At 73.3% G+C, this 23,531-nt stretch carries 25 protein-coding genes and 1 riboswitch; of the genes, 12 read left to right on the forward strand and 13 right to left on the reverse strand.

All coding sequences use genetic code 11. The annotated features are described in order from the left end of the window. Window positions 1–113 precede the first annotated feature (113 nt). Window positions 114–638, forward strand: coding sequence for an anthrone oxygenase family protein (locus tag ACFW3D_RS25065; RefSeq protein ID WP_500507266.1), 525 nt, complete (start codon window positions 114–116; stop codon window positions 636–638). On the opposite strand, the gene ACFW3D_RS25070 is transcribed toward ACFW3D_RS25065, so the two are convergent. Then, window positions 589–1,107: a hypothetical protein gene (locus tag ACFW3D_RS25070; RefSeq protein WP_500507268.1), complete on the reverse strand. Its 519-nt coding sequence runs from the start codon at window positions 1,105–1,107 to the stop codon at window positions 589–591. The genes ACFW3D_RS25065 and ACFW3D_RS25070 overlap by 50 nt on opposite strands. A 284-nt stretch (window positions 1,108–1,391) precedes the next feature. Between ACFW3D_RS25070 and ACFW3D_RS25075 the strand changes: the two genes are divergently transcribed. Both ACFW3D_RS25075 and ACFW3D_RS25080 read left to right on the forward strand, forming a co-directional pair. Beyond that, window positions 1,392–2,741, forward strand: a complete 1,350-nt coding sequence (locus ACFW3D_RS25075) for a class II 3-deoxy-7-phosphoheptulonate synthase (RefSeq protein WP_500507270.1) — start codon at window positions 1,392–1,394, stop codon at window positions 2,739–2,741. Between the two features lie 135 nt (window positions 2,742–2,876). Beyond that, window positions 2,877–3,194 (forward strand): (2Fe-2S)-binding protein, encoded by a 318-nt coding sequence (locus ACFW3D_RS25080; RefSeq protein WP_500507348.1) that lies wholly within the window; start codon window positions 2,877–2,879, stop codon window positions 3,192–3,194. Window positions 3,195–3,223: 29 nt separating this feature from the next. Here the strand turns inward: ACFW3D_RS25080 and bfr are convergent, their stop codons facing one another. Then, complete coding sequence (bfr, locus tag ACFW3D_RS25085; RefSeq protein ID WP_500507272.1) at window positions 3,224–3,703, reverse strand: bacterioferritin; 480 nt, start codon at window positions 3,701–3,703, stop codon at window positions 3,224–3,226. A 161-nt stretch (window positions 3,704–3,864) separates the two neighbouring features. Between bfr and ACFW3D_RS25090 the strand changes: the two genes are divergently transcribed. After that, a complete protein-coding gene (locus ACFW3D_RS25090; protein ID WP_500507274.1) occupies window positions 3,865–4,479 on the forward strand; it encodes a sulfite oxidase-like oxidoreductase in 615 nt (204 codons plus the stop codon). 22 nt (window positions 4,480–4,501) lie between these two features. On the opposite strand, the gene ACFW3D_RS25095 is transcribed toward ACFW3D_RS25090, so the two are convergent. From ACFW3D_RS25095 to thiO, 6 genes are all read right to left on the reverse strand, one after another. Further along, window positions 4,502–5,026: a DUF4396 domain-containing protein gene (locus tag ACFW3D_RS25095; RefSeq protein ID WP_500507276.1), complete on the reverse strand. Its 525-nt coding sequence runs from the start codon at window positions 5,024–5,026 to the stop codon at window positions 4,502–4,504. A 100-nt stretch (window positions 5,027–5,126) separates the two neighbouring features. Next, window positions 5,127–6,029 carry a deoxyribonuclease IV gene (locus ACFW3D_RS25100; protein ID WP_500507278.1) on the reverse strand — a complete coding sequence of 301 codons (903 nt, stop codon included), beginning with the start codon at window positions 6,027–6,029 and terminating at the stop codon, window positions 5,127–5,129. After that, window positions 6,017–7,915, reverse strand: coding sequence for a Stk1 family PASTA domain-containing Ser/Thr kinase (pknB, locus tag ACFW3D_RS25105; protein WP_500507280.1), 1,899 nt, complete (start codon window positions 7,913–7,915; stop codon window positions 6,017–6,019). Before pknB ends, ACFW3D_RS25100 begins: the two co-directional genes overlap by 13 nt. A 187-nt stretch (window positions 7,916–8,102) precedes the next feature. Next, a complete protein-coding gene (locus tag ACFW3D_RS25110) occupies window positions 8,103–8,906 on the reverse strand; it encodes a thiazole synthase (protein WP_500507282.1) in 804 nt (267 codons plus the stop codon). Window positions 8,907–8,910: 4 nt separating this feature from the next. Further along, entirely contained in the window at window positions 8,911–9,129 is a 219-nt protein-coding gene (thiS, locus tag ACFW3D_RS25115) for a sulfur carrier protein ThiS (RefSeq protein WP_500507284.1), read from the reverse strand. Then, window positions 9,126–10,274, reverse strand: a complete 1,149-nt coding sequence (gene thiO, locus ACFW3D_RS25120; protein WP_500507286.1) for a glycine oxidase ThiO — start codon at window positions 10,272–10,274, stop codon at window positions 9,126–9,128. Before thiO ends, thiS begins: the two co-directional genes overlap by 4 nt. Next, window positions 10,270–10,383: riboswitch (TPP riboswitch) on the reverse strand. Its footprint overlaps the gene before it by 5 nt. Window positions 10,384–10,465: 82 nt before the next feature. Between thiO and ACFW3D_RS25125 the strand changes: the two genes are divergently transcribed. The 5 genes from ACFW3D_RS25125 to ACFW3D_RS25145 all read left to right on the forward strand — a co-directional run bounded on the left by ACFW3D_RS25125 (window position 10,466) and on the right by ACFW3D_RS25145 (window position 15,017). After that, complete coding sequence (locus ACFW3D_RS25125) at window positions 10,466–11,671, forward strand: NAD(P)/FAD-dependent oxidoreductase (RefSeq protein WP_500507288.1); 1,206 nt, start codon at window positions 10,466–10,468, stop codon at window positions 11,669–11,671. A 130-nt stretch (window positions 11,672–11,801) separates the two neighbouring features. After that, the gene (locus ACFW3D_RS25130; RefSeq protein WP_500507290.1) at window positions 11,802–12,167 is read left to right on the forward strand and encodes an Rv2175c family DNA-binding protein; all 366 of its coding nucleotides are present in this window, start codon (window positions 11,802–11,804) and stop codon (window positions 12,165–12,167) included. A gap of 46 nt (window positions 12,168–12,213) precedes the next feature. Next, window positions 12,214–12,918, forward strand: a complete 705-nt coding sequence (thiE, locus tag ACFW3D_RS25135; protein ID WP_500507292.1) for a thiamine phosphate synthase — start codon at window positions 12,214–12,216, stop codon at window positions 12,916–12,918. 159 nt (window positions 12,919–13,077) lie between these two features. Continuing rightward, window positions 13,078–13,995 (forward strand): methylenetetrahydrofolate reductase [NAD(P)H], encoded by a 918-nt coding sequence (gene metF, locus ACFW3D_RS25140; RefSeq protein ID WP_500507294.1) that lies wholly within the window; start codon window positions 13,078–13,080, stop codon window positions 13,993–13,995. Window positions 13,996–14,051: 56 nt separating this feature from the next. Then, the gene (locus ACFW3D_RS25145) at window positions 14,052–15,017 is read left to right on the forward strand and encodes a hypothetical protein (RefSeq protein ID WP_500507296.1); all 966 of its coding nucleotides are present in this window, start codon (window positions 14,052–14,054) and stop codon (window positions 15,015–15,017) included. A gap of 250 nt (window positions 15,018–15,267) precedes the next feature. Here ACFW3D_RS25145 and ACFW3D_RS25150 read toward each other — a convergent pair whose 3' ends face one another. From ACFW3D_RS25150 to ACFW3D_RS25170, 5 genes are all read right to left on the reverse strand, one after another. Beyond that, complete coding sequence (locus ACFW3D_RS25150) at window positions 15,268–16,797, reverse strand: phytoene desaturase family protein (RefSeq protein WP_500507298.1); 1,530 nt, start codon at window positions 16,795–16,797, stop codon at window positions 15,268–15,270. 10 nt (window positions 16,798–16,807) lie between these two features. Further along, a complete protein-coding gene (locus tag ACFW3D_RS25155) occupies window positions 16,808–17,422 on the reverse strand; it encodes a DUF4126 domain-containing protein (RefSeq protein WP_500507300.1) in 615 nt (204 codons plus the stop codon). A 288-nt stretch (window positions 17,423–17,710) separates the two neighbouring features. Beyond that, window positions 17,711–18,322: a TetR/AcrR family transcriptional regulator gene (locus ACFW3D_RS25160; protein ID WP_500507302.1), complete on the reverse strand. Its 612-nt coding sequence runs from the start codon at window positions 18,320–18,322 to the stop codon at window positions 17,711–17,713. Window positions 18,323–18,365: 43 nt separating this feature from the next. Further along, window positions 18,366–20,480 carry a YhgE/Pip family protein gene (locus ACFW3D_RS25165; RefSeq protein ID WP_500507304.1) on the reverse strand — a complete coding sequence of 705 codons (2,115 nt, stop codon included), beginning with the start codon at window positions 20,478–20,480 and terminating at the stop codon, window positions 18,366–18,368. Beyond that, on the reverse strand, window positions 20,452–21,246 hold the full coding sequence (locus ACFW3D_RS25170; RefSeq protein WP_500507306.1) for an ATP-binding cassette domain-containing protein: 795 nt from the start codon (window positions 21,244–21,246) through the stop codon (window positions 20,452–20,454). Before ACFW3D_RS25170 ends, ACFW3D_RS25165 begins: the two co-directional genes overlap by 29 nt. 198 nt (window positions 21,247–21,444) lie before the next feature. Here ACFW3D_RS25170 and ACFW3D_RS25175 point away from each other — a divergent pair, with 198 nt between their 5' ends. The 3 genes from ACFW3D_RS25175 to ACFW3D_RS25185 all read left to right on the forward strand — a co-directional run bounded on the left by ACFW3D_RS25175 (window position 21,445) and on the right by ACFW3D_RS25185 (window position 23,440). Next, entirely contained in the window at window positions 21,445–21,936 is a 492-nt protein-coding gene (locus ACFW3D_RS25175) for an SAV_6107 family HEPN domain-containing protein (RefSeq protein ID WP_500507308.1), read from the forward strand. 87 nt (window positions 21,937–22,023) lie between these two features. Continuing rightward, window positions 22,024–22,794, forward strand: coding sequence for a methyltransferase (locus ACFW3D_RS25180; RefSeq protein ID WP_500507310.1), 771 nt, complete (start codon window positions 22,024–22,026; stop codon window positions 22,792–22,794). Window positions 22,795–23,029: 235 nt separating this feature from the next. Next, window positions 23,030–23,440, forward strand: coding sequence for an SCO2097 family morphological protein (locus ACFW3D_RS25185; protein WP_500507312.1), 411 nt, complete (start codon window positions 23,030–23,032; stop codon window positions 23,438–23,440). Window positions 23,441–23,531: the final 91 nt, after the last annotated feature.

Consider the following 23,531-nt stretch of genomic DNA (forward strand, 5'->3'; position numbering starts at 1 on the left):
CGGCCCCGTTCGGTCCCGCACGTGGTTTTCCGTGCCGCCTGTGTGGACGCTCGCGTATGGGGTGGAGCGTCCGGGCCATGTTCCGTCCCACGGGGCGCCGTTTCACTGGTCGCATGACTTCCCGAGACGCCGTCCTCGTCGCCGCCACCGTCGCCGTCGGCCTCATGGCCGGGCTGTTCTTCGCCTTCTCCGTCGCCGTCATGCCGGGTCTCGCCAAGGCGGCCGACCACACGCTCGTGGACGCGATGCAGCGCATCAACGTCGCCATCCAGAACGGCTGGTTCCTGCTGGTCTTCGGCGGTTCGCTGCTGCTGTGCGCCGCCGCGGTGGCGCTCTGCCTGCGTGACGGGGGCGGCGGTCCGCTTCCGTGGGTGATCGCCGCGACCGTGCTCTATTTGTCGGTGCTCGTCGTCACCTTCGCGGCCGGCATCCCGCTGAACGACCGGCTGGACGCGGCGGGCGACCCCGGAGGTCTCGCCGATCCCGCCGCCGTGCGGGAGCGGTTCGAGGCGGCCTGGGTCCGCTGGAACCTGGTGCGCACCCTCCTGTGCACGGGCGCGTTGGGGTGTCTGGGCCGGGCCCTCGTCCTCAGCGGCCGGGTCGCGGCGGAAGCGGCGCTTCGCACAGGGCACATGTGAAGTCGCCGTCCTTGACGAGGTTGCGCTCGCCGCACCGGGGGCAGTGCCGGAAGACGACGGCCTGGGTGAACCACCCGGGGTGGTCGAGGCCGGCGCGGTCGAGGGACGCCGCCAGCGGCGGCCAGGAGGCCCCGGGGTCGGGGCAATAACCGGTCGACTGGTTGCTGACCTCGGTCACCTCCCATCCGCCGTCTCTCCGTACGACGAACGCGATCTCCCCGGCGGCAAGCACGGGTCCGCCCCCGGCGCACGCCACGTGCTCGCTGCGGCGCGGCGCCAGGAGGAGAGTTCCGGTCAGGTCGACGACGTAGGTGAAGGGCTCCTCGCGCTCGTCCGGTCCGGTGCCGTCCAGCCACTCCCACAGGTCGTCCGGTGACCGCACCGTCCGGCCCGCCGCGCCCGGCCGGACCACGGCGGTGCGGATGTCGTCCGGTCCCACGTACGTGAACGCCTCGGACGGTGTCGGCATGGCGGCGGCCCCCTTCCGTACCGGCTGCGGAGTGTGCTGGGGCCGAGCGTATGCGCCCGGCCGGGGTCGTCTCACTGGGTGGACCCCGCGGCGGGCGCCCGGGCCGGACGCGCCGTGGCCGTGCGCCGGGCGGCGCCGGTGCGAGGGCCCTGGGAGGGCGCGGCGCGCGAGCCCCGGAAGCCCGCCCCGGGCGTCCCGGAAGGGGCTCGGCGGGGTTCACCCGGTCGTCTCATCCTCTGGTCCGATGCGCAAAGGAACGGACACGACCACGTAATGTGGGCACCGTGACCGTGAACGCTGAAACCCACGCCGGGCGCCAGACCTGGCGCTCACTGCCCGCGGCGCAGCAGCCTGAGTACCCCGACCCCGAGGCTCTGCGCGAAGTGATCGCGGACCTCGAGTCGTATCCGCCGCTCGTCTTCGCAGGCGAGTGCGACCAGCTGCGCGACCGCCTGGGGGCCGTGGCCCGTGGTGAGGCGTTCCTGCTGCAGGGCGGGGACTGCGCGGAGGCCTTCGACCAGATCGGGGCCGACCAGATCCGCAACAAGCTGAAGACGCTGCTGCAGATGGGCGCCGTCCTCACCTACGCCGCGTCCGTGCCGGTCGTGAAGGTGGGCCGGATCGCCGGCCAGTACAGCAAGCCGCGTTCGAAGCCGACCGAGACCCGGGACGGGGTCACGCTCCCCACCTACCGCGGCGACTCGGTCAACGGCTTCGACTTCACCGAGACGGCCCGCGTGCCGGACCCGGAGCGGCTGAAGCGGATGTACAACGCGTCCGCGGCGACGCTCAACCTCGTGCGGGCCTTCACCACCGGCGGCTATGCCGACCTTCGGCAGGTGCACGCCTGGAACCAGGACTTCGTGAGGTCCTCGCCGTCCGGGCAGCGCTACGAGGCCCTCGCCCGGGAGATCGACGGCGCGCTGAACTTCATGCACGCCTGCGGCGCGGACCCGGAGGAGTTCAAGACCGTCGAGTTCTACGCCTCCCACGAGGCGCTCCTGCTCGACTACGAGTCGGCGCTGACCCGCGTCGACTCGCGCACCGGCCGGCTGTACGACGTGTCCGGCCACATGGTGTGGATCGGTGAGCGCACCCGTCAGCTCGACCACGCGCACATCGAGTTCGCCTCGAAGATCCGCAACCCGCTCGGTGTGAAGCTCGGTCCGACGACCACGCCCGAGGAAGCGCTGGCGCTGATCGACCGGCTGGACCCGGACCGCGAGCCCGGCCGGCTGACCTTCATCACGCGCATGGGCGCCGGCAAGGTCCGCGAACTGCTGCCGAACCTGGTGGAGAAGGTCACCGCCTCGGGCGCGCAGGTCGCCTGGGTGTGCGACCCGATGCACGGCAACACCTTCGAGGCGGCCTCGGGCCACAAGACGCGCCGTTTCGACGACGTGCTCGACGAGGTCAAGGGCTTCTTCGAGGTGCACCACGGCCTCGGCACCCACCCCGGCGGCATCCACGTGGAGCTCACCGGCGACGACGTGACCGAGTGCGTGGGCGGCGGTGACGAGATCTTCGTCGACGACCTGCACCAGCGCTACGAGACGGCCTGCGACCCGCGGCTCAACCGCAGCCAGTCCCTCGACCTGGCCTTCCTGGTGGCGGAGATGTACCGCGGCCAGTAGCGGCGGCCGTCCCACCACGGACCCCGGGAGGGGCGCGGATCACATCGATCCGCGCCCCTCGTCGGTTTTCAGCCACTCGACCGGCGGGTAAGGTTAGGTTAACCTCAGGCCGGGATCGAGAGAGGGGTGAACCGCGTGTACGTCTGCTCGTGCTTCGGCATCACCGAAGAGCAGGTCAAGCAGCATGCGGACGCCGGCCGCTGCACCCCTCGCCAGATCGCCTCCGCCTGCAAGGCGGGCACGGACTGCGGTTCCTGCGTACGCCGGATACAGGCGATTCTCGGCCGCGGCGAGGGCTGCGCCACCCGTACGAAGCTCGACACGGCGAAGCCCGGGACGCCCGTGGCGCCCGCCGTCGCCCCCGCTCCGGCCTCCCTGCCGGTCCCGCCCGTGCTGCCGGTGGTGCCGGTTCCGGTCACGGCTCCGCTGCCCGCGGCCGCCAGCGCCGCCTGACCGGGGTTCCGCCCCGGCCGTCGGGCCGCTCAGCTGTCGGGCTGCTCGATGACCTGCGCGATGTACAGCGGCTCCCCGAGCTTGTCGATGAGCTCGAGCTGGGTGTCCAGGTAGTCGATGTGGTGCTCCTCGTCGGCGAGGATGTCCTCGAAGATGTTGGCCGAGGTGATGTCGCCCTTGGCCCGCATGACCTCGATGCCGCGCTTGAGGCGGTCGATCGCCTCGACCTCGACCTGGCGGTCGGCCTGGAACATCTCGGTGACGGTCTGTCCCACCCGGACGTGGAAGAGCCGCTGGTAGTTCGGCAGTCCCTCGAGGAAGAGGATGCGGTCGGTCAGCACCTCGGCGTGCTTCATCTCGTCGAAGGACTCGTGCCGCGTGTACTTGGCGAGCTTCGTCCAGCCGAGGTTCTCCTGCATCTTGGCGTGCAGGAAGTACTGGTTGATCGCCGTCAGCTCGCCCGTCAGCTGCTCGTTCAGGAACTCGATGACCTCGGGGTCGCCCTGCATGACAAACCCATCCTTTCCGGAGGAATCCACGCGATGGGCGCATCTTCGCACCGTGGGTGGAAGCGATCCAGTAAGTTCACACTTACTCCGGTGACCCGGGTTGTCGTACTTTGCCCGGGTGCTGGTCGGTAGCACTACATCCGGTCTGTCACCATGGACGCATGGGTCAGTCCGAACGCCGCGAAGGGGAGCTTCCTCCCGGGCAGCGGCTCCAGCGGGGCTGGCCGGTCACCCACTACGGTCCGGTGCCCAGGTTCAAGCCCGAGCGGTGGGAGTTCCAGGTCTTCGGCGCCACGGCGGACGGCGGCAAGCGCGCCTGGGGTCACGAGGAGTTCGCCGCGCTGCCGTACAGGACGGTCATGGGCGACTTCCACTGCGTGACCAAGTTCAGCATGCTCGGGGTCGAGTGGGGCGGTGTCTCGGCCGCCGAGATCCTCAGGCTCGCGCCGCCCGCGCCGGACGTCACGCACGTCATGGTGTGGGCCGAGTACGGCTTCAGCTCCAACCTGCGGCTGGCGGACTTCGCCGACCCCAAGTCGATATTCGCGACCCACCGCGGCGGTGAGCCGCTGACCGCGGAGCACGGCTTCCCGGTCCGGCTGATCGTGCCCCACCTCTACGCCTGGAAGGGGCCCAAGTGGGTCCGCGGCGTGGAGTACATGACGTCCGACCGCCGCGGTTTCTGGGAGGAGCGCGGCTACCACAACATCGGCGACCCCTGGAGCGAGCAGCGGTACTCGTACCAGGAGGAGCCCGGCGACGGGCCGGAGCTGTAGCCGCCGGGCTCCTGCCGCCGGATCAGTGGTAGCCGTGGACGACCGCGTGGCCCTTGCCGCGGCCGATCATCCACTTGTTGACCGGCGTGGTCACCAGGAAGGCGACCGCGAAGGCCAGTGCGAGGCTGAGCCAGAACAGCGCGTCCGACAGCGTGGCGTCCATCGCGCCCGGGAACAGCAGGATCGTCCCGTTGTCGGCGATCTCCATGAAGACGATCGAGACGGTGTCGGCGGCGAGCGCCACCCGTACGGCGCTGCGCAGGTCGAGGCCGGCGCGCAGGACCCCGCGCATGGTGAGCGAGTAGCCGAAGACGAAGGCCAGCACGATCGCCAGGGCCATCGTCGGGACGTTGTGCCAGCCGAGGGCCGTGCCGATCGCCATGCCGAGGACCTCGCCGATGGCGCAGCCGGTGAGGCAGTGCAGCGTGGCCCGGACGGCGGTGCCCCAGGAGGCCGGGCCGGTGTGGTGCTCGTGGTGCGCGGCTTCGTTCTGGGCGGCTTCGTGGTGCGCGTGCTCTTCGTGGTGGGAGTGCTCGACGTGCTGCATCCTGCGTCCCCCAGGGATGAGTACCGGTGTCGTCGTGCGGTGCTTCCCTCAGAACGATATACCCCCCCGGGGTATTCCCTGCCGGTCGGATCGGGCCCGCTCAAGCCGGACGCAGCGACTTCAGCACGGCCACGTCCGTGGCCATCCCGGTGCCCTTGGGGCCACCGTTCGGCGTCTCCACGATCAGCGGGACGCCCTCCGTCGCGGGGTGCCGGAAGAGTTCCTCGAAGGCGGCGGAACCGATGTGACCTGCACCGATGTTCTCGTGGCGGTCCTTGTGGGCGCCGACGACGTCCTTGGAGTCGTTGGCGTGGATCAGCTTCAGCCGTCCCTCGCCGACCGTCGCCACGAGTTCGTCCAGCGTCGCCTTGACCCCGCCGGCCGCCGCGAGGTCGTGCCCGGCCGCGAACACATGGCAGGTGTCCAGGCAGACCCCCAGCCGCGGGTGGTGGTCCAGGGCGTCGAAGTACGGACCCAGGTCCTCCACCAGCGAGCAGAGTGAGAACCCCTGCCCCGCGGTCGGCTCCAGCAGCAGCCACGGGTCGTCGTCGTGCGTGAGCTCCTCCAGCAGCGGCAGCATCCGCTCCCGCACCTGCCCCAGTGCCGTGGCCCGGGAACGGCCGCCGGTCGCCGAACCGGTGTGCACGACGGCGCCCAGGGCGCCGATCGCCCGCCCCCGGCGCAGCGAGTGGCGCAGCGAGTCGACCGAGTGGTCGACGGTCGCCGCGGTGTGCGAGCCGAAGTTGATCAGGTAGGGCGCGTGGACGTAGGCGGGGAGCCCCTGCGCGGCGCACCGCTCGCGGAACTCCTCGTCCTGTCGCGGGCTGCCGGCCGGGGTCGCCCACCCGCGGGGGTTGGCGACGAAGACCTGCACGGCCTCGGCGCCCATCCGAGCGGCCTCCGCCAGTCCGGTGGCGGCCAGGCCGCCGGCCACCGCGACATGGCCGCCGACGGGGTTGCGGAGCGCGGCGGCGCCGCCCTCGGTCGTGGCTATCGCACCCACAGTGTGATCGTGCTGCCCTTCGGTGCCTCGGTGCCGCCGGCCGGCGACTGGTTGTTGACCTGGCCGGTGAAGAAGAACTGGATCACGCGGACGTCGAAGCCCGCGGCCTCCAGCTTCGCCTTCGCCTCGTCGATGTCCAAGCCTTCCACGTCCGGGACGTCGACCATCTCCTGGCCCTTGGAGACCTTCAGGGTGACCGTGTCCCCGGCCGCCAGCCGTGTGTTCGCGCCGGGTGTCTGCGCGGCGACCGCGCCCTCGTCCGCCTGGTCGGAGAAGACCCGCCGCGGGTCCACCTTCACCCGCAGCCCCGCGTCCTCCAGCTGCCGGCGGGCGTCCTCCAGAGGCTGTCCGACCAGGTCCGGGGCGTCGACCGGCACACCCTTGCTCACCACCAGTGACACGGCCGAGTCCGGCCGGCGGCTGGCACCCGAGCCGGGGTCGGTGGAGATCACCCGGCCGCGCGGCACCTCGTCGCTGAACTCCCGGGACACCGTCCCCGGGCTCAGGCCCGCGGCCTTCAGGCGCCGCTTGGCCTCGGCCAGTTCCTCGCCGACGACGCCGGGCACCTTCACCCGCTCCGGGCCCTTGGACACCGTGATCGTCACCGTGCCGTTGTCCCGGATGCGCTCGCCGGTGCCCGGGTCGGTGGAGGCCACCTTGCCCTTGGTCATCGTCGGGTCGAACGCCTCGACGACCTCGACCCGCAGCCCGGCGTCGCGCAGCTGCCGTTCCGCCTGCGCCTGGGGCAGCCCGACGACGGCGGGGGTCCTGGTGAACTGGCCGTCGTTGATGTACCAGATGCCCGCGCCGACCCCGAGGATCAGCAGCAGGGTCGTCACGACCGCGATCGCCGCGGGACGCCGCCGGGACCGCGGCCCCGGCCGGGCGGCCGCGCGGGGCTGCTGCCGGGTGGGCTCGGGCGGCAGCTCCAGGCGCGCGGTGCGGTGCACCACCGCCGTCGGCTCCTCGGAACCGGGCGCGGCGGCGGGGACCGGCTCGGGGGTGCGTGCGGCCGGGGGCACAAGGTCCAGCTGCCCGGGCGTCATGCCCTGGCGCACCGCGTGCAGCCGCCGCAGCAGCTCCGCGGCGTCGGCCGGACGCCGGGCGGCGACGCGCGCGGTCGCCTCGGCCACCAGTGCGTCCAGCTGCGGCGGCAGCCCGGGGGAGGCGGCGGACGGGGCGGGCACGTCCTCGTTCACCAGTTGGTAGATCACCTGCACCGGAGTCCCGCCGCGGTGCGGCTTGGCGCCGGTCAGCATCTCGTAGAGCAGCACCCCGCAGGCGTACACATCGGTGCGTTCGTCGGTCGTGTGGCTCTCGACCTGCTCCGGCGCCATGTACGAGACGGTGCCGAGGACGCCGCTGGTGGAGGTGTTGGTGTGCGTGCCCGCGACCCTGACCAGGCCGAAGTCCGCCACCTTGACGCGGCCGTCGTCCCCGATCAGCACGTTCTCCGGCTTCATGTCGCGGTGCACCAGCCCCGCCCGGTGCGCCGCGCCGAGCGCCGCCAGCACGGGCTCCAGGATGTCCAGCGCGGCGCGCGGCGGCAGCGCGCCGCGGTCGCGCAGCACGTCGCGGAGGGTGCAGCCGGCGATGTACTCCATGGCCAGGTAGACGTAGGTGCCGTCGGCGCCCTGGTCGTAGACCTGCACCACATTGGGGTGGTCGAGGCGGGCGACGGTCTTGGCCTCGCGGATGAAGCGCTCCACGAAGCCGGGCTCGGCGGAGAGGGCGGGGTGCATGACCTTCAGGGCCAGCCACCGGTCCAGGCGGGTGTCCAGCGCCCGGTACACCGTCGACATGCCGCCGACCGCGATCCGGGACTCCACCCGGTAGCGGCCGTCGAGCGTCTGCCCGACGAGCGGGTCCTGAAGCGTCCTGTCCACGAAGGTGGAGTTTACGGTGCCGACATGACCCTTCTGGGCTAACGCGCCCAGGTTGTACCCCAGCCGTGCGGTACCGCGACCGGCCCGTGACACGGCGCCGGGGCGGTGCCCCGGGCGGCCGCGGCCCCGGTCCGGCGGGGCCCGGCGCGGGTTCCGCGCAGGTCGCGGCCGCGCGCCGGGCCGCCGGTCAGGAGCTACCGAAGGCGGGACGTTCCGGGTCGAACGTGGCGAGTCCCACACCGGGGGAGGACGCGGTCGCGTGGTGGCGGCGCGGGATGCGCCCCGCCCGGTACGCCAGGCGCCCGGCCTCGACGGCGTGCCGCATCGCCTCCGCCATGAGCACCGGTTCCCTCGCCCGGGTGACGGCGGAGGCCAGCATGACGGCCGCGCAGCCCAGCTCCATCGCCAGGGCCGCGTCCGAGGCCGTGCCCGCCCCCGCGTCCAGGACCACCGGCACCGTCGCCCGCTCGACGATCAGCTCGAAGTTGTGCGGGTTGCGGATGCCGAGCCCCGATCCGATGGGCGAGCCCAGCGGCATGATCGCCGCGCAGCCCACGTCCTCCAGCTTCCGGGCGAGCACCGGGTCGTCGTTCGTGTACGGGAGCACCGTGAAACCGTCGTCCACCAGGGTCTCCGCCGCGTCCAGCAACTCCACCGGGTCCGGCAGCAGGGTGCGCTCGTCGGCGATCACCTCCAGCTTCACCCAGTCCGTGCCCAGCGCCTCCCGTGCCAGGCGGGCGGTGAGCACGGCCTCGCCCGCCGTGTAGCAACCGGCGGTGTTCGGCAGCACGCGGATGCCGTGCCGGGCGAGCACGGACAGCACGGACCCCTTGACCGTCGGGTCCAGCCGCCGCATCGCGACCGTGGTCAGTTCGGTGCCGGAGGCGAGCAGCGCCTGCTCCATGATCTCCAGGCTGGGCGCACCGCCCGTGCCCATGATCAGCCGGGAGCCGAAGGCGGTGCCGCCGATGGTCAGCGGGTCGTCGGCCATGGGGTCAGCCTCCCTGGACTGCGGTGAGGACCTCGACGCGGTCGCCGTGGCGGAGCGGGGTCGCCGGCCACTGCGCGCGGGGGACGACGGTCTCGTTGAGCGCGGCCGCCACCCCGGACGGGGCGGCCGTCAGGGTCGCGACCAGGCGGTCGAGGGTGACGCCCTCGGCGACCTCCCGCGCCTCGCCGTTGACGGAGACGGACAGAAGGAGGGGCGCGGTCATGCGTGCTGCTCCTGGAGGGCGAAACGGTCGGGGGAGAAGGGCCGGGCCTGCGCGGGGACCTCCGAACCGGTGAGGACCTCGGCCATCACGTCGCCGGTCAGCGGGGTCAGCAGCACACCGTTGCGGTGGTGCCCGGTGGCGAGCACCAGTCCGTCCAGCGCGCCGCGGCCGAGCAGCGGGGCGTTGTCGGGGGTGCCGGGGCGCAGGCCCGCCTGCGTCCCGGTCAGCGGGAGTTCGGTGATGCCGGGGAGCAATTCGTGGGCGTCGCGCAGCAGTTCGTACACGCCGCCGGCGGTGACGGTGGTGTCCCAGCCCATCTCCTCGCTGGTCGCGCCGACGACCAGTTCGCCGTTCTCGCGCGGCACCAGGTAGACGTGGCCGCCGCGCACCACGGCCCGTACCGTCCGCGACAGGAACGGCGCGTAGGCCGGCGGCACCCGCAGCCGCAGCACCTGCCCCTTCACCGGCCGTACGGGCGGCAGCACCCGTGCGGGCAGCCCCTCGATCCGGCCGCTGAGGCTGCCGGCCGCCAGCACCACCTGCCCGGCGGCGACCCGGCTGCCGTCCTCCAGGACGACCCCATGCGCGCGGTCGCCCGTGACCTCCACCCGGGCCACCCGCGACCGCCGGAACTCCACCCCGGACAGCTCGCAGGCGCGCACCAGCGCCGCGGCCAGCCGTCGCGGGTCGACCTGGTGGTCGCCGTCGACCCGCAGCCCGCCATGCACGCCGGGGGCGAGCATCGGCTCCAGCCGGCGGCACTCGCGGCCGCCGAGCCGCTCCGAGGCCAGGCCCAAGGACTGCTGGAAGGCGTGGAGTTCGCGCAGCTGCGCGCGGTCGTCCGCGTCGAGGGCGACGGCGAGGGTGCCGCAGGTGCGGTACCCGACGTCGAGCCCCGTGGTCTCCTCCAGCTCGGCCACGAAGGACGGATAGCGCCGCGCCGCCGCGAGGTTGAGCTCCAGCAGCGCCTGCTCGCCGTACTGCACCTCCGTCACCGGGGCCAGCATCCCCGCGGCCACCTGGGCGGCCCCGCCGCCCGGTTCGGGGTCCGTGACCGCCGTCCGCAGACCGCGCCCGCCGGCCCGCCACGCGGTGACCAACCCGATGATCCCGCCGCCGATCACGACGACGTCATGACGCCGCATGATGTTCCGCTCCTCCCTTCGCCGGCATGACCCGGATCAGGTTCGTACGGTCGGCGGCCGCTCCAGCCGCCCTCTCAGCCCGGTGCGCCGGGCTCCCGCGAGTACTCCTGAACCACCTTAGTACGCACCATCCGCGGCGAGTAGGGCACCGGTACCGGCCTGCGAGCGGTCGGCGGCGTTACGGTGATCGCGTGACCAGCAGCAGCGAGCAGCGTGTCGTCGTCGTCGGGGCCGGGATGGCCGGAGTGCAGACCGCCGTGTCCCTGCGCGAACAGGGGTGGGGCGGGACGATCACGCTGATCGGCGCGGAGCCGCACGCCCCTTACGACCGGCCGCCGCTGTCCAAGGGCGTGCTCTTCGGCGCCGAGGAGGGCCCGGCGCTGGACGTCGACTTCGCGGGCATCGGCGTCGAACTTCTGCTCGGGCGGCACGCGAGGGCCCTGCTCCCCGGCGAACGGCAGGTCCTGACCGACGGCGGGCCGGTCGGCTACGACAAGCTCGTCCTGGCCAGCGGCGCCGAGCCGGTCATGCTCCCGGGCAGCGAGGGCACGCCCGGCGTGCACGTGCTGCGCACCCTGGACGACGCCACCGCGCTGCGCCCGGTGCTGGAGGGCCGGCACCGGGTCGTGGTGGTCGGCGCGGGCTGGATCGGCGCCGAGTTCGCCACCGCGGCACGTCACGCCGGGTGTGAGGTGACCGTCGTGGAGGCCGCCGACCGCCCGCTCGCCGGGGTGCTTCCGGCCCGCATCGCCGAACGGATGCGCGGCTGGTACGCGGAGGAGGGCGTCGAGCTGCGCACCGGCGCGGTCGTCTCCTCCGTCGAGCCGAACGCGGTGCACCTCGCCGACGGCAGCGTGCTCGCCGCCGAGGCGGTCGTCGTCGGGATCGGCGCCCGGCCCGCCACCGGCTGGCTGGCCGGTTCCGGCGTCGAGTTGGGGCCGGACCGTTCCGTCCTCGCCGACGACCGGCTGCGCACCTCGGTGCCGGACGTGTACGCCGTGGGGGACTGCGCCTCCTTCCCGTCGGCGCGGTACGGGGAGCGGCTGCTGATCCACCACTGGGACAACGCGGTGCAGGGGCCGCGCACGGCCGCCGCGAACATCCTGGGCGGCGACGAACCCTACGACCCCGTGCCCTACTTCTGGTCGGAGCAGTTCGGGCGGTTCGTGCAGTACGCCGGCCACCACGTGGACTCCGACCCCATGCTGCTGCGCGGTGACCCGGACGGGCCCGCCTGGTCGGTGCTGTGGCTGCGAGACGGCCAGCTGGTCGCGCTGTTCGCCGTCGGGCGGCCCCGTGACCTGGCGCAGGCGCGCAAGCTCATCGCCCGCGGCGCCCACCTGGACGAGGCCCTGGCGGCCGACCCGGCGGTCCAGCTCCGGGCCGCGGTCGTCTGAGCCGCCGGCCGTGCCGGCCGTGCCGGACGGGCCGCTGCGGCGTCGGCGGGGCGTAGCGGACCCGTCAGGACGGAGCAACGGGTGGCGTGAGCGGTTCCATGGTGTCGGTCCGGGATGGCACGCTTGTCCTGTGACCGAGATCGACGCAAAGATTGACTCCCTCGTCCCCTCCTGGCTGTACGTCCCCGACGTCGCCGAGCGCCTCGGCGTGGAGGTGACCCGGGTCCGCCAGCTCATCAAGGAGGGCCAGCTCATCGCCGTGCGCCGCGGGGAGAACCGGGTGCTGATGGTCCCCGCCGACTTCATCGGCGACGAGAAGATCGTGAAGGGCCTCACGGGCACCCTCACCGTCCTCAAGGACGACGGGTTCAGTGACGCAGAGGCCCTGGAGTGGCTGTTCACCCCGGACGAGAGCCTGCCCGGCACCCCCGTCCAGGCGCTGCGTGAGAACCGCGGCACCGAAGTGAAGCGCCGCGCGCAGGCGCTCGCCGTCTGACCGTACGACCCGCCACCGCCGCAGCCATCCCAGGGGGACCGCCCGCATGAGCACCGGTACGAGCACGAGCAGCAGCACGAGCACCCGCACGAGCGGCAGCGCCCGCGCCCAGCTCGCCGACGCCCGGCTCTACCTGTGCACGGACGCGCGCAAGCGCCACGGCGGCCTGGCGGAGTTCGCGGCGTTCGCGGACGCCGTGCTGGCCTCCGGGGTGGACGTGATCCAGCTGCGCGACAAGGGCCTGGAGGCCCGCGAGGAGCTGGAGTACCTCGCGGTCCTCTCGGAGGAGTGCGGACGGCACGGCAGGCTGCTCGCGGTGAACGACCGCGCCGACGTGGCGCACGCCGCCGGGGCGGACGTCCTGCACCTGGGCCAGGGCGACCTGCCCGTGCCGGCCGCCCGCGCGATCCTCGGCGTCGAGGTGGTCATCGGGCGCTCCTGCCACTCCGAGGCCGAGGCGGCCGCGGCCGCCGAGGAGCCCGGTGCGGACTACTTCTGCACCGGGCCGGTGTGGCCCACCCCGACCAAGCCCGGCCGGCCCGCGCCCGGCCTCGGCCTGGTCCGCTACGCGGCGGGCCTGGGCACGGACCGGCCGTGGTTCGCGATCGGCGGGATCGACCTGTCCAACGTGGAGCAGGTGCTCGACGCCGGGGCCCGCCGGATCGTGGTCGTACGGGCCGTGACGGAGGCGGACGACCCGGGTGCCGCGGCGGCCGAGCTGGCCAAGCGGGTGCGCTCGTACGACGGCTGAGCGAGGTCCGGGCGGGGGCCCGCGCCGGTCGTACGGGGGCCGGCTGCCGGGCTGTGCGGTGCGCAGTCGTCTCGCGTTGCGAGCGCGGGATGTCCAAGGGGTGAACATTTGGGCGTCGCCTGTTGGGACGGTCCAGGTCGCGCCGATAGCCTGAGGCGCATGGCCCTCGGAACCGCCTCCACCAGGACCGATCACGCGGTCACCATTCGTGAGCTGCTGGCCTCCGGCGAGCGCTCGTACTCCTTCGAGTTCATGGCGCCGAGGACCGAGAAGGGCGAGCGGACGCTGTGGAACGCCATCCGCCGCATCGAGGCCGTGGGTCCCACCTTCGTCTCCGTCACCTACGGCGCGGGCGGCACGTCCCGCTCCGGCACCGTCCGGGCGACCGAGCGCATCGCCTCCGACACCACCCTGACCCCGGTGGCCCATCTGACGGCGGTGAACCACTCCGTCGCCGAGCTGCGCAACATCATCGGCCAGTACGCGGACGCGGGCATCCGCAACATGCTCGCGCTGCGCGGCGACCCGCCCGGCGACCCCATGGGGGAGTGGCTGCGGCACCCGGAGGGTGTCGACTACGCCTACGAACTGGTGCGTCTCATCAAGGAGTCGGGCGACTTCTGCGTGGGCGTCGCCGCCTTCACCGAGATGCACCCCCGCTCGACCGACTGGGAGAGTGATACGCGTCACTTCATCGAGAAGTGCCGGTCGGGCGCGGACTACGCCATCACCCAGATGTTCTTCAACGCCGAGGACTACCTGCGGCTGCGTGACCGGGTCGGGAAGGCGGGCTGCGAGACCCCGATCATCCCCGAGATCATGCCGGTCACGAACGTGCGGCAGATCGAGCGCTTCGCCCAGCTCGGCAACGCGCCTTTCCCGCAGGAGCTCGCGGACCGTATCCTCGCGGTCAAGGACGATCCGGCCGCGGTGCGGGCGATCGGGGTCGAGTACGCGACGGAGATGTGCGGGCGGCTGATGGCCGAGGACATCCCGGGGCTGCACTTCATTACCCTTAATCACTCCACGGCGTCGTTGGAAATCTACGAGAATCTGGGACTGCACCAGAGGTCGTGAGGGCGGACCCGCTGCCCCTGTGGGCCGACGACGGTGAACGGTGAGGAAGTGCGCTCATGGCCTACACAGTGCTCTACATCGCCTTCGGGGTGGTCGCGCTGTGGCTGCTCGGTGAAGTGCTCCTGCAGTACAAGGCGCGGTTGAGGTGGCGGCTGCTGGCCTTCGCGGGGTTCCTCGGTGTCGTCCTGGGCGTCTACCTGCCCTCGGTCCTCGTCATCGTGGTGGGTGCGCTCGCCTTCGGCGCCGGCCAGACCTTCGTCACGCTCTCCTACCGCCGCGGCTTCGTCGAGGGCTGGGCGCTGCGGTCGCCCAAGGAAGGCGCCGACGACGAGGACGACGAGGAGGCGCCGCCGCTCCCGCGCCGTGCCGCCGGCCGCCGCGGGCGGGGCGCGGACCGCGAGGAGGCTCCGGCCGAAGCCCTGTCGACGCCGTACGAGGAGCCCGGCAACGAAGCCCCCGCCGGCGCGGGCGTCGGGCAGTCCTACGACAGCTACGCCACCGCCGGCCAGGCCGCCGCGGCACCCGCCGGGATGGACTCCACGCAGGTCTACCAGCCCATGCCCATGCACGAGGACAGCGGCGAGTACCCGATGTACAACAACAACGGGCAGCCGAACTACGCCCAGGACCCCTACGCCGGTGCCGGTTACCAGAACTACGACGCCACCACCGGCTACGGCGACTGGAACGGCGGCCAGCAGCAACAGCAGCCCGCCGCCGCCTCGTACGACGCCTACGGACAGCAGCAGCAGACCGGCGGCTGGGAGCAGCAGCAGACGGCCTACGGCAACTACGCGGGCGGCTACCAGGACCCGTACCAGGGCCAGACCCAGGGCCAGGGCGTTCCTCAGCAGCAGTACGGCTACGACACCCCGGCGGGCGGTGTGTGGGTGCCGCAGCAGGGCGGAGAGCAGCAGCCCTACGTCCCGCAGCAGCAGAACACCTACGACCAGCAGGGCCAGCAGCAGGGGCAGCAGGGCCAGGGACAGTACGACCAGTACGACCCCTACCGCTACAACTAGCTCCCAGGGCGGGCCCGTCGGCCGAAGCCGGCCCGCTCCGGCCCGGAAGTCCGGCAGCCCGGCGTCGCCGAGGATCTCCACGTCCGAGGCGGCGACGGGCCGTCGCCTCCGGCAGCTCCTGCGGCCACGCGTCGAGGGTGAACTCCGTGCCGGGTGCCGGGGGCGGTCGAGGCCCGCGGCCCCCAGGACGCGGCCCGGCAGCCCGGTCACCGCAGAGGGCACGACCGGCGCCCGGGAGCCGGAGGCTCCCTCAGCGACTGCCGCCCGGACCGCCCGCTATGAGGTCGGCGGCGATGGCACCCGACATACCGGTGTGGGCGAGGCCGCCACCGGGGTGGGACCAGCCGCCCACCAGGTACAGGCCGGGGACGAGCAGCCGGTTGCCGGGGTGCAGATGCGCCCCTTCCGCGCCGGCCAGGGCCGGGCGGGGGAGCCGGCCGCCCGGAGTGCCGGTCTCCTCCTCGGTGTCGGCGGGTGTGTGCACGGCCCGCCACAGCAGGCGGTCCGTCAGACCGGGCAGCACCGCCGCCGCGGCCGCCTGCGCCGCGTCCGCGGCGCGCTCGGCCGGACCCGGCGCCCGCCAGTCCACTCCGGAGGGGCCGTGGGGCGGGACCGTGACGCCGAGCGTGACCGACTCCGAGGCACCGTCGGGCCGCAGGGTCTCGTCGTCGGGGCGCAGCACGGTGACCGTCGGGCGGTCGTAGAACTCCCCGCGCGCCAGGGCGGCCGCCTCGGCCTCCGGGTCCGCCGAGTGGACGACCGTACGGTGCACGGCATCCGAGGGCCGGGCCCCGCGCAGCGCCAGGCAGACCGTGAGGCGCCCGGGGCCCTCGCAGCGGGGACCGGGGCCGGTGCCTTCCCACAACCGGTCGGCCTGCCGGGCTTCCCCGGCGCCGCGCGAGAGCAGCGGGGGCAGCAGCCACGGGGCGACGCCGGCGACCACGGTGTCGGCCTCCACCCTTGTGCCGTCGTCGAGTTCGAGACCGGCCGCGCGGCCGTCCTTCTCCACGATCCCCGCCACCCCGGTCCCGAAGTGGAACTCCACCCTCCGGGCAACGCACCGCGCGTGCACGGCGTCGGCCAGCGCCCGCATGCCGCCGCGCACGTACCAGCTGCCGAAGGTCTGCTCCAGGTACGGCAGCACGGCGGCGCTCGCGGGCGCGTTGCGCGGGTCGAAGCCGTACGCCAGGGCGTACGAGCCGAGCAGCGCGGCGAGCCGCGGATCCTCCAGCTCACGCCGGGCGACGTCGGCCAGGGTGGGCGCGCCGCGCCGGAACAGTCCGCGGCGCACGGGAGGCGCCGGATACGGATCGCGGCCGAGCGCGGACGGATCGCCCGCGAGCGCGTCCTCCAGCAGGGGCCGGCGTGTGGCGTCCCAGACCTCCCGGGCCCGCACCAGCAGTTCGCTCCAGCGCTCGCCCGCCCCGCTGCCGAGTGCCGCGTCCAGGGCGGCGACGACCCCGCCGCGCGACGCGTTGGGCAGTGACACGGACGTGCCGTCGGCGAAGAGGTGGTGGCTCGCCGGGTCGACCTGGCCGAGGGTGACGCTGTCCTCCAGGCTCTCCCTGCCGGTCTTGAGGAACAGGTCGCGGTAGACCGCGGGCAGGTGCAGCAGGCCGGGGCCGGTGTCGAACCCGAACCCCGCGCGCTCCAGCCGCCGCACCGCGCCCCCGTGGGTCCCGGCGCGTTCGTAGACCGCCACCCGGTGCCCGCCGGTGGCGAGCCGGGCGGCGGCCGCCATGGCGCCCATCCCCGCGCCGATCACCGCAATCCGTGCCATGAGGGGGACTCTAACCCCAGCCACCGACAACGCCGCGACCGGCCTTGCGTCGTTCCCTGCGGGCCTTCCAGCGCTGCCAGGCACGGCGGATCCGCGACAGTATGAAGAACACCAGGACGATGCCCAGCACCAGCAGCACCGCCGCGATGCACGCCGCGGCCACCGGGTGGAAGAGCGCGAAGACGATGATCGCGGCGACGCCGACGTCCTCGGCCAGGCTGATCACGATGTTGCTCGCGGGCTCCGGCGAGGTGTTGACGCCCAGCCGCAGCCCGGCCTTCACCAGATGGCTCAGCAGCGCCGTCGTCCCGCCGACCGCGCCCGCCGCCAGCTGCGGCAGGGAGCCGTCCTGACCGGCCAGCAGGGCCGCCACCACGCCGCCGGCGACCGGCCGGACAGCCGTGTGCACGGCGTCCCACGTGGTGTCCACGTAGGGGATCTTGTCCGCGACCGCCTCACAGAGGAACAGGATCCCCGCGGCGACCAGCACGTCGGTGCGCTCCAGCGCCGGCGGCACCTCGTCGCTGACGCCCGTGACGCCCATCAGGCCCAGGAGGAAGATCACGGCGTAGGCGTTGATCCCGCTCGCCCAGCCGCTGGTGAACACGAGCGGAAGTACCGACATGGGCCGTGATGCTACCGAACCCCTGGAAAACCACCGCTGCCATTGAGCGATACGACTCGGTAATGAGTACCTGTACTCAGATCCCCGGTTGAGTACCCGCACGGATGAGCGCGGACCGGCCGGGACGCCAAGGTGGAGGCAACGGAAGGGCACGGCACCGGCACCGCCGACACGGGGCGGCGGAACGGCGCGGCGCCCGGCCGGAACGGGGGTGCGCGGGGGAGCGCCGTCCCGGAACGGCCCGACGGGGGATCGGGCCGCGCCGGGGCGCGCGCCGCCGTGCGGGGCTCAGGCGCGGGCGTGCCCCGCGACCCGTCCCTGCAGCAGCCGTGACAGGGCCGCGTGCACGTCGTCGATCGACCGCTCGGGCTGGAAGGACAGCCAGTCCAGCGCCGCGACGAGCACCATCCCGAAAAGCGCGGCCGCCGTGAGCGGCACGTCGATCTCCTCGGAGAGCTCGCCCGCCGCCACCGCGTCGCGCAGCGTCTGCTCCACGACGGCGACCGCCTCCTTGCGCAGCACCATGAGCGTGTCCTGCCAGGCGCGGTTGGTCCGCCACAGCTCGGCCACGTACAGCTGCGTGAAGGACGGGTACTCGGCGATGAAGGCGAGCCCGGCCCGGATCATCGCGTCGATGGCGTCCACGTGACCGCCGCCGCGCGCGGTGACGCCGGCGCCCGCCTCCCGCAGGGAGGCCGTCAGCAGGCCGACGCCGTGCCGCAGCAGCTCCTCGAAGAGCTCGTTCTTGCTGGCGAAGTTGTAATAGACGGTGCCCTTGGCCACCCCGGCGCGCTCGGCGATCTGGTCGACCGTGGTGGCGGAGAAGCCCTGCTCGGCGATGAGCGTGACCGCGGCCTGGAAGAGCCTCTGCCGGGTGGCCTGCCGTCGTGCACTGTTCATGACGACGATTCTCTACGGTCCGGGCGCCCTCGGCGGCGCGCCCTCACAGGGACAGCTCCGGATGCAGCCGGTCCACCGTCCACACCTGCTTGCGGCGGGCCGACACCGCGGTGAGCGCCAGCGCGCCCGCGGTGAAGGCGAGCAGCACGAGGACCGCCCGCCACACCGGGCCGAGCCCGCCGCCCGAGACGAGGTGACGCAGCCCCTCGACGACGTAGGTCATCGGCAGGAAGGGGTGGATCGCGTTGAAGAAGTCCGGGCTGGTCTGAACCGGGTAGGTGCCGCCCGCCGAGGTGAGCTGCAGCATGAGCAGCGCCAGGACCAGCACGCGCCCCGCCGGTCCGAAGCGGGCGTTGAGCCACTGCACGATGGCGGCGAAGCAGGCGGTCACCAGCACCAGGAAACCGACCGTCCCGGCCGCCCGCACCATCTGCAGGCCGATCGCCCAGTGCAGCACCGCCATCAGGGCCAGCGTCTGCAGAACCCCGATGGCCACCACCGGCAGCCATCCGGCGAGTGCGATCCGCAGGGCGGGGGCGCCCGCGGCCATGGCGCGCCTGCTGAGCGGCGGCAGCAGCATGTACGCGACCATTGCGCCGACCCACAGCGACAGCGGGATGAAGTAGGGGGCGAAGCCCGTCCCGTAGTTGGGCGCCTTGTGCAGCGACTGCGCGGCGAGCCGGACCGGGTCGGCCATCACCTCGGTGCGGCCGGCGCGCTCCTCGCCGTCGTAGTCGGGGATCCGGGACGCGCCGTCGTGCAGTCCGACGGCGAGCTGCCCGCTGCCGTCGGTGAGCCGGGTCAGGCCGGTCGTGAGCCGGTTGCTGCCGTCCGACAGCCGGTACATCCCGCCCGCCAGGGTGTCGGCCCCCGAGGCCAGTTCGCGGAGCCCGGCGTCCAGGGCCCCCGCGCCGGCCGAGGCCGTCCGCAGGCCCTTGGCCACCGTGTGGGCGCCTTCGTTGAGCCGGTTGACGCCGTCGACGGCGTTCTGCAGCTTCGTGGCGAGCGCCGGGTCGGACAGCTCCACGGCCGCCGAGTGCAGCGTGCCGAGGTCGTCGCCGAGCTCGTCGAGGGCGGCTGAGTGCCCCTGCACATAGGTGTCGAGACGGCGGGCTACGGCCGCCACGTCGGCGGCGGCGTCGACGCCCTGCTTCAACGTCCGGCACTGCGGGGTGACCGCGCCCAGGGGGCACTGCTCGGTGAAGACGTCGTGGATCGCGGAGGAGGCCGCCTCCGCGTCCCGGGCCGCCCGCGCCGACTGCCGCGGTAGATCGTCGATGCCGTCGCGGGCGGCCTGCGCACCCCGGGCGACGACCCGCGCCACCGCGTTGATCTCCTTGACGTGCTGCCTGACGAAGGTCAGTTCGTCCGAAGCGCCGTTGACCTTGTCGGCCAGTGCCTGGGTTCCCGCGGCGACCTGGCCCGCGCCGGTGTCGAGCGCCCCCAGCCCGCCGGCGAGCGAACCGCTGCCCTCCTTGGCCGTGTGCAGGCCGCCGGCGAGCTGCCGTGCCCCGTCCTCGGCTGTGGAGATGCCGTCGCCGAGCCGCTTGGAGCCGGTACGGGCGGTGCCCGCGCCCTTGGTGACGTCGTCGGCCCCGTCGGCGGCCTTGACCGTCTCGTCGTGGAGGTCGGAGAAGGCCACGAAGATCCGGTCGTAGAAGTTTCTCGAAGCCTTGGTGGAGGCGGCGGACCGCACCTCGGAGAAGACCGTTCGGGAGATCTGCCCGACGATGTAGTTGTTGGCGTCGTTGGTGCGCACCTGGAGCGCGCCGGTGCGCGGCCGGTCGCCTGAACTCGACGCGACGCGCGCGCTGAAGTCCCGCGGGATGGTGAGCGACAGGTAGTAGGCGCCGTCCTCGACACCCTTGGCGGCCCCGGCGGCGTCGGTCTCGTGCCAGTCGAAGGTGTCGCTGTCGCGCAGGCCGTCCACGATGGAGTCACCCGCGGCGAGCCGCCGCCCGTCCACGGTGGTGCCCTCGTCGGCGTTCACCAGGGCGACGGGGATCTTGTCCAGCCGCCCGTAGGGGTCCCAGAACGACCACAGGTACAGGGCGCCGTAGAGCAGCGGCAGGAGCAGCAGCGACACCATGGCCGCGCGTGGCAGCCGCCCCCTGCCGAACTTCCTCAGCTCAAGCGCTGCCAGCCGCGGCGTGCGCATCGGCCGCCCCCTCCTCGTCGGTGGTGTCCTCGTCGTGCCCGGTGCCGTGCCCGGCGCCGCTCTCCGCGGCGGCTCCCCCGGTCGCCTCGCCGTCCGCGGCGGGCGGCTGGGTACGCACCACCACGGCGCCCTGCGGCGCCTCGGTGCACACGGCCAGCACGGTCGTGCCGTTCGCGGCGACGCCGCGCAGCATGGCCCAGGCCCGTTCGCGTTCGGCCGGGGCCAGTTTGTGGTCGGTGTCGTCCACCGCCAGCACTTCGGGGCGGGCCAGCAGCGCGAGGGCGGTGCCCAGGCGCAGGGCCTCGAGCCGTTCCAGGTCCCGGGCGGCGGTGCGTTCGGCCTTGGGCAGCGCCGACAGGTCCAGCCCGGCCGTCGCCAGCGCCTCGTCGACGCGCGCCCCGCCGGTTCCGCCGGGCCGCCGCAGCAGTTCGCGCAGCGGGCCGCCGAACCGCCTCTGCAGCAGCACGCGTTCCCGAAGGTGCTCGCCGACGGTGAGGGCGGGGTCGAGTTCCGAGACCCCGGCGACCGGGCCGAGTGCGGCGACCCGGCGGACCGCGGCGAGCTGCCCGGGCAGCCGGAGCCCGGCCACCTCGGCCCGGCCCTCCGTGGCGCGCATGCGCCCGGTCAGCGACAGCAGCAGGCAGGTCCGGCCCGAGCCGGAGGCGCCCTCGACGGCTATCAGACTGCCCGCCGGCGCGGTGAAGGTGACGTCCCGGAACACCCGGCCCCGGGGCCCCTTGAGCCCGAACCCCTCCGCGGTGATCACGCGGCCGCCCCTTTCTTTGAACTGACCAGTCAGTGCAAAAACCCTACCCTACGGGCCCACGGGACCGTGAATCCAGGGACGTTGTCCGGTCGCGGCGGGCGTTTGCGCAGGTCAGCCTGATTGTCAGAGGTGTGCTTCACGATGAGTGGTGAAGGCAGGGAAGTGTCGGACACGTCATGCGAAGACAGGAGGTATGTGATGACCGCGTCAGTCCGCAGCGGCGCCGTCGCCGGCGGCAGTGCCGCCGACGTCCACCCCGTGCTGCGCAGGGCCACCGCCCCCGCGGCCGCCCTCGACCTGCTCGTCCAGGCCCGGCGGGGGCTCGACGAGGCCGCCGTCCTGGAGATCCCCAACGACCGCTTCGCCACTGCCCACTTGGCCGCCCTGCGCACCGCTGCCGCCGTCCTCGCCGTACGCGGCCGCCCCGAACCGACCAGGCGGCGCCGGCAGCGGATACGCAGCGCCTGGGAGGTGCTGCCCGAGGTCGCGCCCGAACTGGCCGAGTGGAGCGCCCTGTTCGAGGCGGGCGCCGGTCAGCGGGCGCGCGCCGAGGCCGGCATCCAGGGCGCGGTCAGCGCCCGCGAGGCCGACGACCTCCTCCGCGCGACGGAGATGTTCCTGCGGCTCGTGGAGCGCATGCTGGCGCTGCAACCCGTGCTGGACCGGCCGCAGACCGGCCGTCCCGCTTGATCGGCCGCCGGGCGGCAGCCCACTAGAGTGGGTCCCAGGCTGGGCCGACCGGTCCCCAGCCCCGCCCGTCCGCGAGGAGCCGTCCGCATGTCCCGTCCAGGAGGGGCCGAACCGCTGCGGCCCCGCGCAGCCCTGCGTACCGCCGTGGTCTGGGAGGTCCTGCGCGACGCGCTGGACCGGCAGGCCAAGGCCGCCGGACGGGACGTCCTCGACGTGCTCGACACCGGTGGCGGCACCGGCAACTTCGCGGTGCCCGTGGCCAGTCTGGGCCACCGGGTGACCGTGGTCGACCCCAGCCCCGACGCCCTCTTCGCCCTCGAACGCCGTGCGGCGGAGGCAGGCGTGACCGATCGTGTCCGCGGGGTGCAGGGCGATGCCCACGGGCTGCTCGACGTCGTGCCGGCCGGCAGCCACGACGTCGTGCTCTGCCACGGCGTCCTGGAGTACGTGGACGACCCGGCCGAGGGCGTGCGCAACGCCGCGGGCACCCTGCGCGCCTCCGGCGCCCTCAGCCTGCTCGCCGCCAGCCGCCACGGTGCGGTGCTCGCCCGGGCGCTCGCCGGTCACTTCGGCGAGGCCCGGCACACCCTGGACGACCCCGACGGCCGCTGGGGCGAGGGCGATCCGATGCCCCGGCGCTTCACCGCCGACGAGCTCACCGCCCTGGTCACCGACGCCGGGCTGCGGGTCGGCTCGGTGCACGGCGTCCGCGTCTTCGCCGACCTGGTCCCCGGTGTCCTGGTGGACACCGAACCGGGCGCGATGGACGCCCTGCTGAGGCTGGAACTGGCCGCCGCGGAGCAGCCCGCCTTCCACGCCGTGGCGACCCAGCTGCACGTGCTGGCCGAGCGCGGCTGACCCGCGGCGGGGGGCGGTTGCCCCTGCCGCTTCCGGTCACCCAGCGGGAGGAGTCCGTCACACGCCCCCCGATTCCCGGTTCAGGGCCGTATGCTGGCATGACGTGGCGTTCGACGGGGAAAACACCCCCCGTCGGATTGGCGTAGTGGGGCGGGTTTCACGGGGGCGATTCCCTGCCTATCCTGGAAGGGTCGTACTGGTCGCTCCCCCCGCGACCGACGAGGAGGAGGACTCCGTGCCGCTCTCGGAGCACGAGCAGCGCATGCTCGAGCAGATGGAGCGAGCGCTGTACGCCGAAGATCCCAAGTTCGCGTCGGCGCTTGAGGGAAGCGGGCTGCGCACCTACACCAGGCGGCGCGTCTACCTGGCTGTGGCGGGCTTCCTGGTGGGCATCGGGCTGCTCATGAGCGGCATGATCGCCCAGCAGCCCTGGATCAGCGTCGTGGGCTTCCTCGTGATGCTCGGCTGTGCCGTTCTCGCCGTCACCGGCTGGCGTCGTGCCGCCAAACCGGGTGCGGCGGCCGCGCCCGCGGAGCACCCCCAGCAGGGTGCCGCCGGACGCGGCCGCCGCAACCAGCCGCGGCGCAAGATGATGGACCGTATCGAAGAGCGCTGGCAGCGGCGCCGGGACGAACAGGGCCACTGACACACGGACGAAGACGAAGGGGCGGGGTTCCGGTCGGAACCCCGCCCCTTCGTCATGCCGCCCGGCCGTCGCCGTGCGGGGCAGCGCGATC

The sequence above is a fragment of the Streptomyces sp. NPDC058864 genome (assembly GCF_042742985.1).
Lineage (GTDB): Bacteria > Actinomycetota > Actinomycetes > Streptomycetales > Streptomycetaceae > Actinacidiphila.

Excerpts from the sequence above, each read along its gene's own strand:
- ACFW3D_RS25145 (WP_500507296.1), top strand. The coding sequence starts at position 14,052 with ATGGCCTACACAGTGCTCTACATCGCCTTCGGGGTGGTCGCGCTGTGG.
- ACFW3D_RS25065 (WP_500507266.1), top strand. The coding sequence starts at position 114 with ATGACTTCCCGAGACGCCGTCCTCGTCGCCGCCACCGTCGCCGTCGGC.
- ACFW3D_RS25175 (WP_500507308.1), top strand. The coding sequence starts at position 21,445 with ATGACCGCGTCAGTCCGCAGCGGCGCCGTCGCCGGCGGCAGTGCCGCC.
- ACFW3D_RS25090 (WP_500507274.1), top strand. The coding sequence starts at position 3,865 with ATGGGTCAGTCCGAACGCCGCGAAGGGGAGCTTCCTCCCGGGCAGCGG.
- ACFW3D_RS25095 (WP_500507276.1), bottom strand. The coding sequence starts at position 5,026 with ATGCAGCACGTCGAGCACTCCCACCACGAAGAGCACGCGCACCACGAA.
- ACFW3D_RS25150 (WP_500507298.1), bottom strand. The coding sequence starts at position 16,797 with ATGGCACGGATTGCGGTGATCGGCGCGGGGATGGGCGCCATGGCGGCC.
- ACFW3D_RS25155 (WP_500507300.1), bottom strand. The coding sequence starts at position 17,422 with ATGTCGGTACTTCCGCTCGTGTTCACCAGCGGCTGGGCGAGCGGGATC.
- ACFW3D_RS25160 (WP_500507302.1), bottom strand. The coding sequence starts at position 18,322 with ATGAACAGTGCACGACGGCAGGCCACCCGGCAGAGGCTCTTCCAGGCC.
- metF (WP_500507294.1), top strand. The coding sequence starts at position 13,078 with ATGGCCCTCGGAACCGCCTCCACCAGGACCGATCACGCGGTCACCATT.
- ACFW3D_RS25165 (WP_500507304.1), bottom strand. The coding sequence starts at position 20,480 with ATGCGCACGCCGCGGCTGGCAGCGCTTGAGCTGAGGAAGTTCGGCAGG.
- ACFW3D_RS25180 (WP_500507310.1), top strand. The coding sequence starts at position 22,024 with ATGTCCCGTCCAGGAGGGGCCGAACCGCTGCGGCCCCGCGCAGCCCTG.
- ACFW3D_RS25110 (WP_500507282.1), bottom strand. The coding sequence starts at position 8,906 with ATGGCCGACGACCCGCTGACCATCGGCGGCACCGCCTTCGGCTCCCGG.
- thiO (WP_500507286.1), bottom strand. The coding sequence starts at position 10,274 with ATGCGGCGTCATGACGTCGTCGTGATCGGCGGCGGGATCATCGGGTTG.
- bfr (WP_500507272.1), bottom strand. The coding sequence starts at position 3,703 with ATGCAGGGCGACCCCGAGGTCATCGAGTTCCTGAACGAGCAGCTGACG.
- thiS (WP_500507284.1), bottom strand. The coding sequence starts at position 9,129 with ATGACCGCGCCCCTCCTTCTGTCCGTCTCCGTCAACGGCGAGGCGCGG.
- ACFW3D_RS25070 (WP_500507268.1), bottom strand. The coding sequence starts at position 1,107 with ATGCCGACACCGTCCGAGGCGTTCACGTACGTGGGACCGGACGACATC.
- thiE (WP_500507292.1), top strand. The coding sequence starts at position 12,214 with ATGAGCACCGGTACGAGCACGAGCAGCAGCACGAGCACCCGCACGAGC.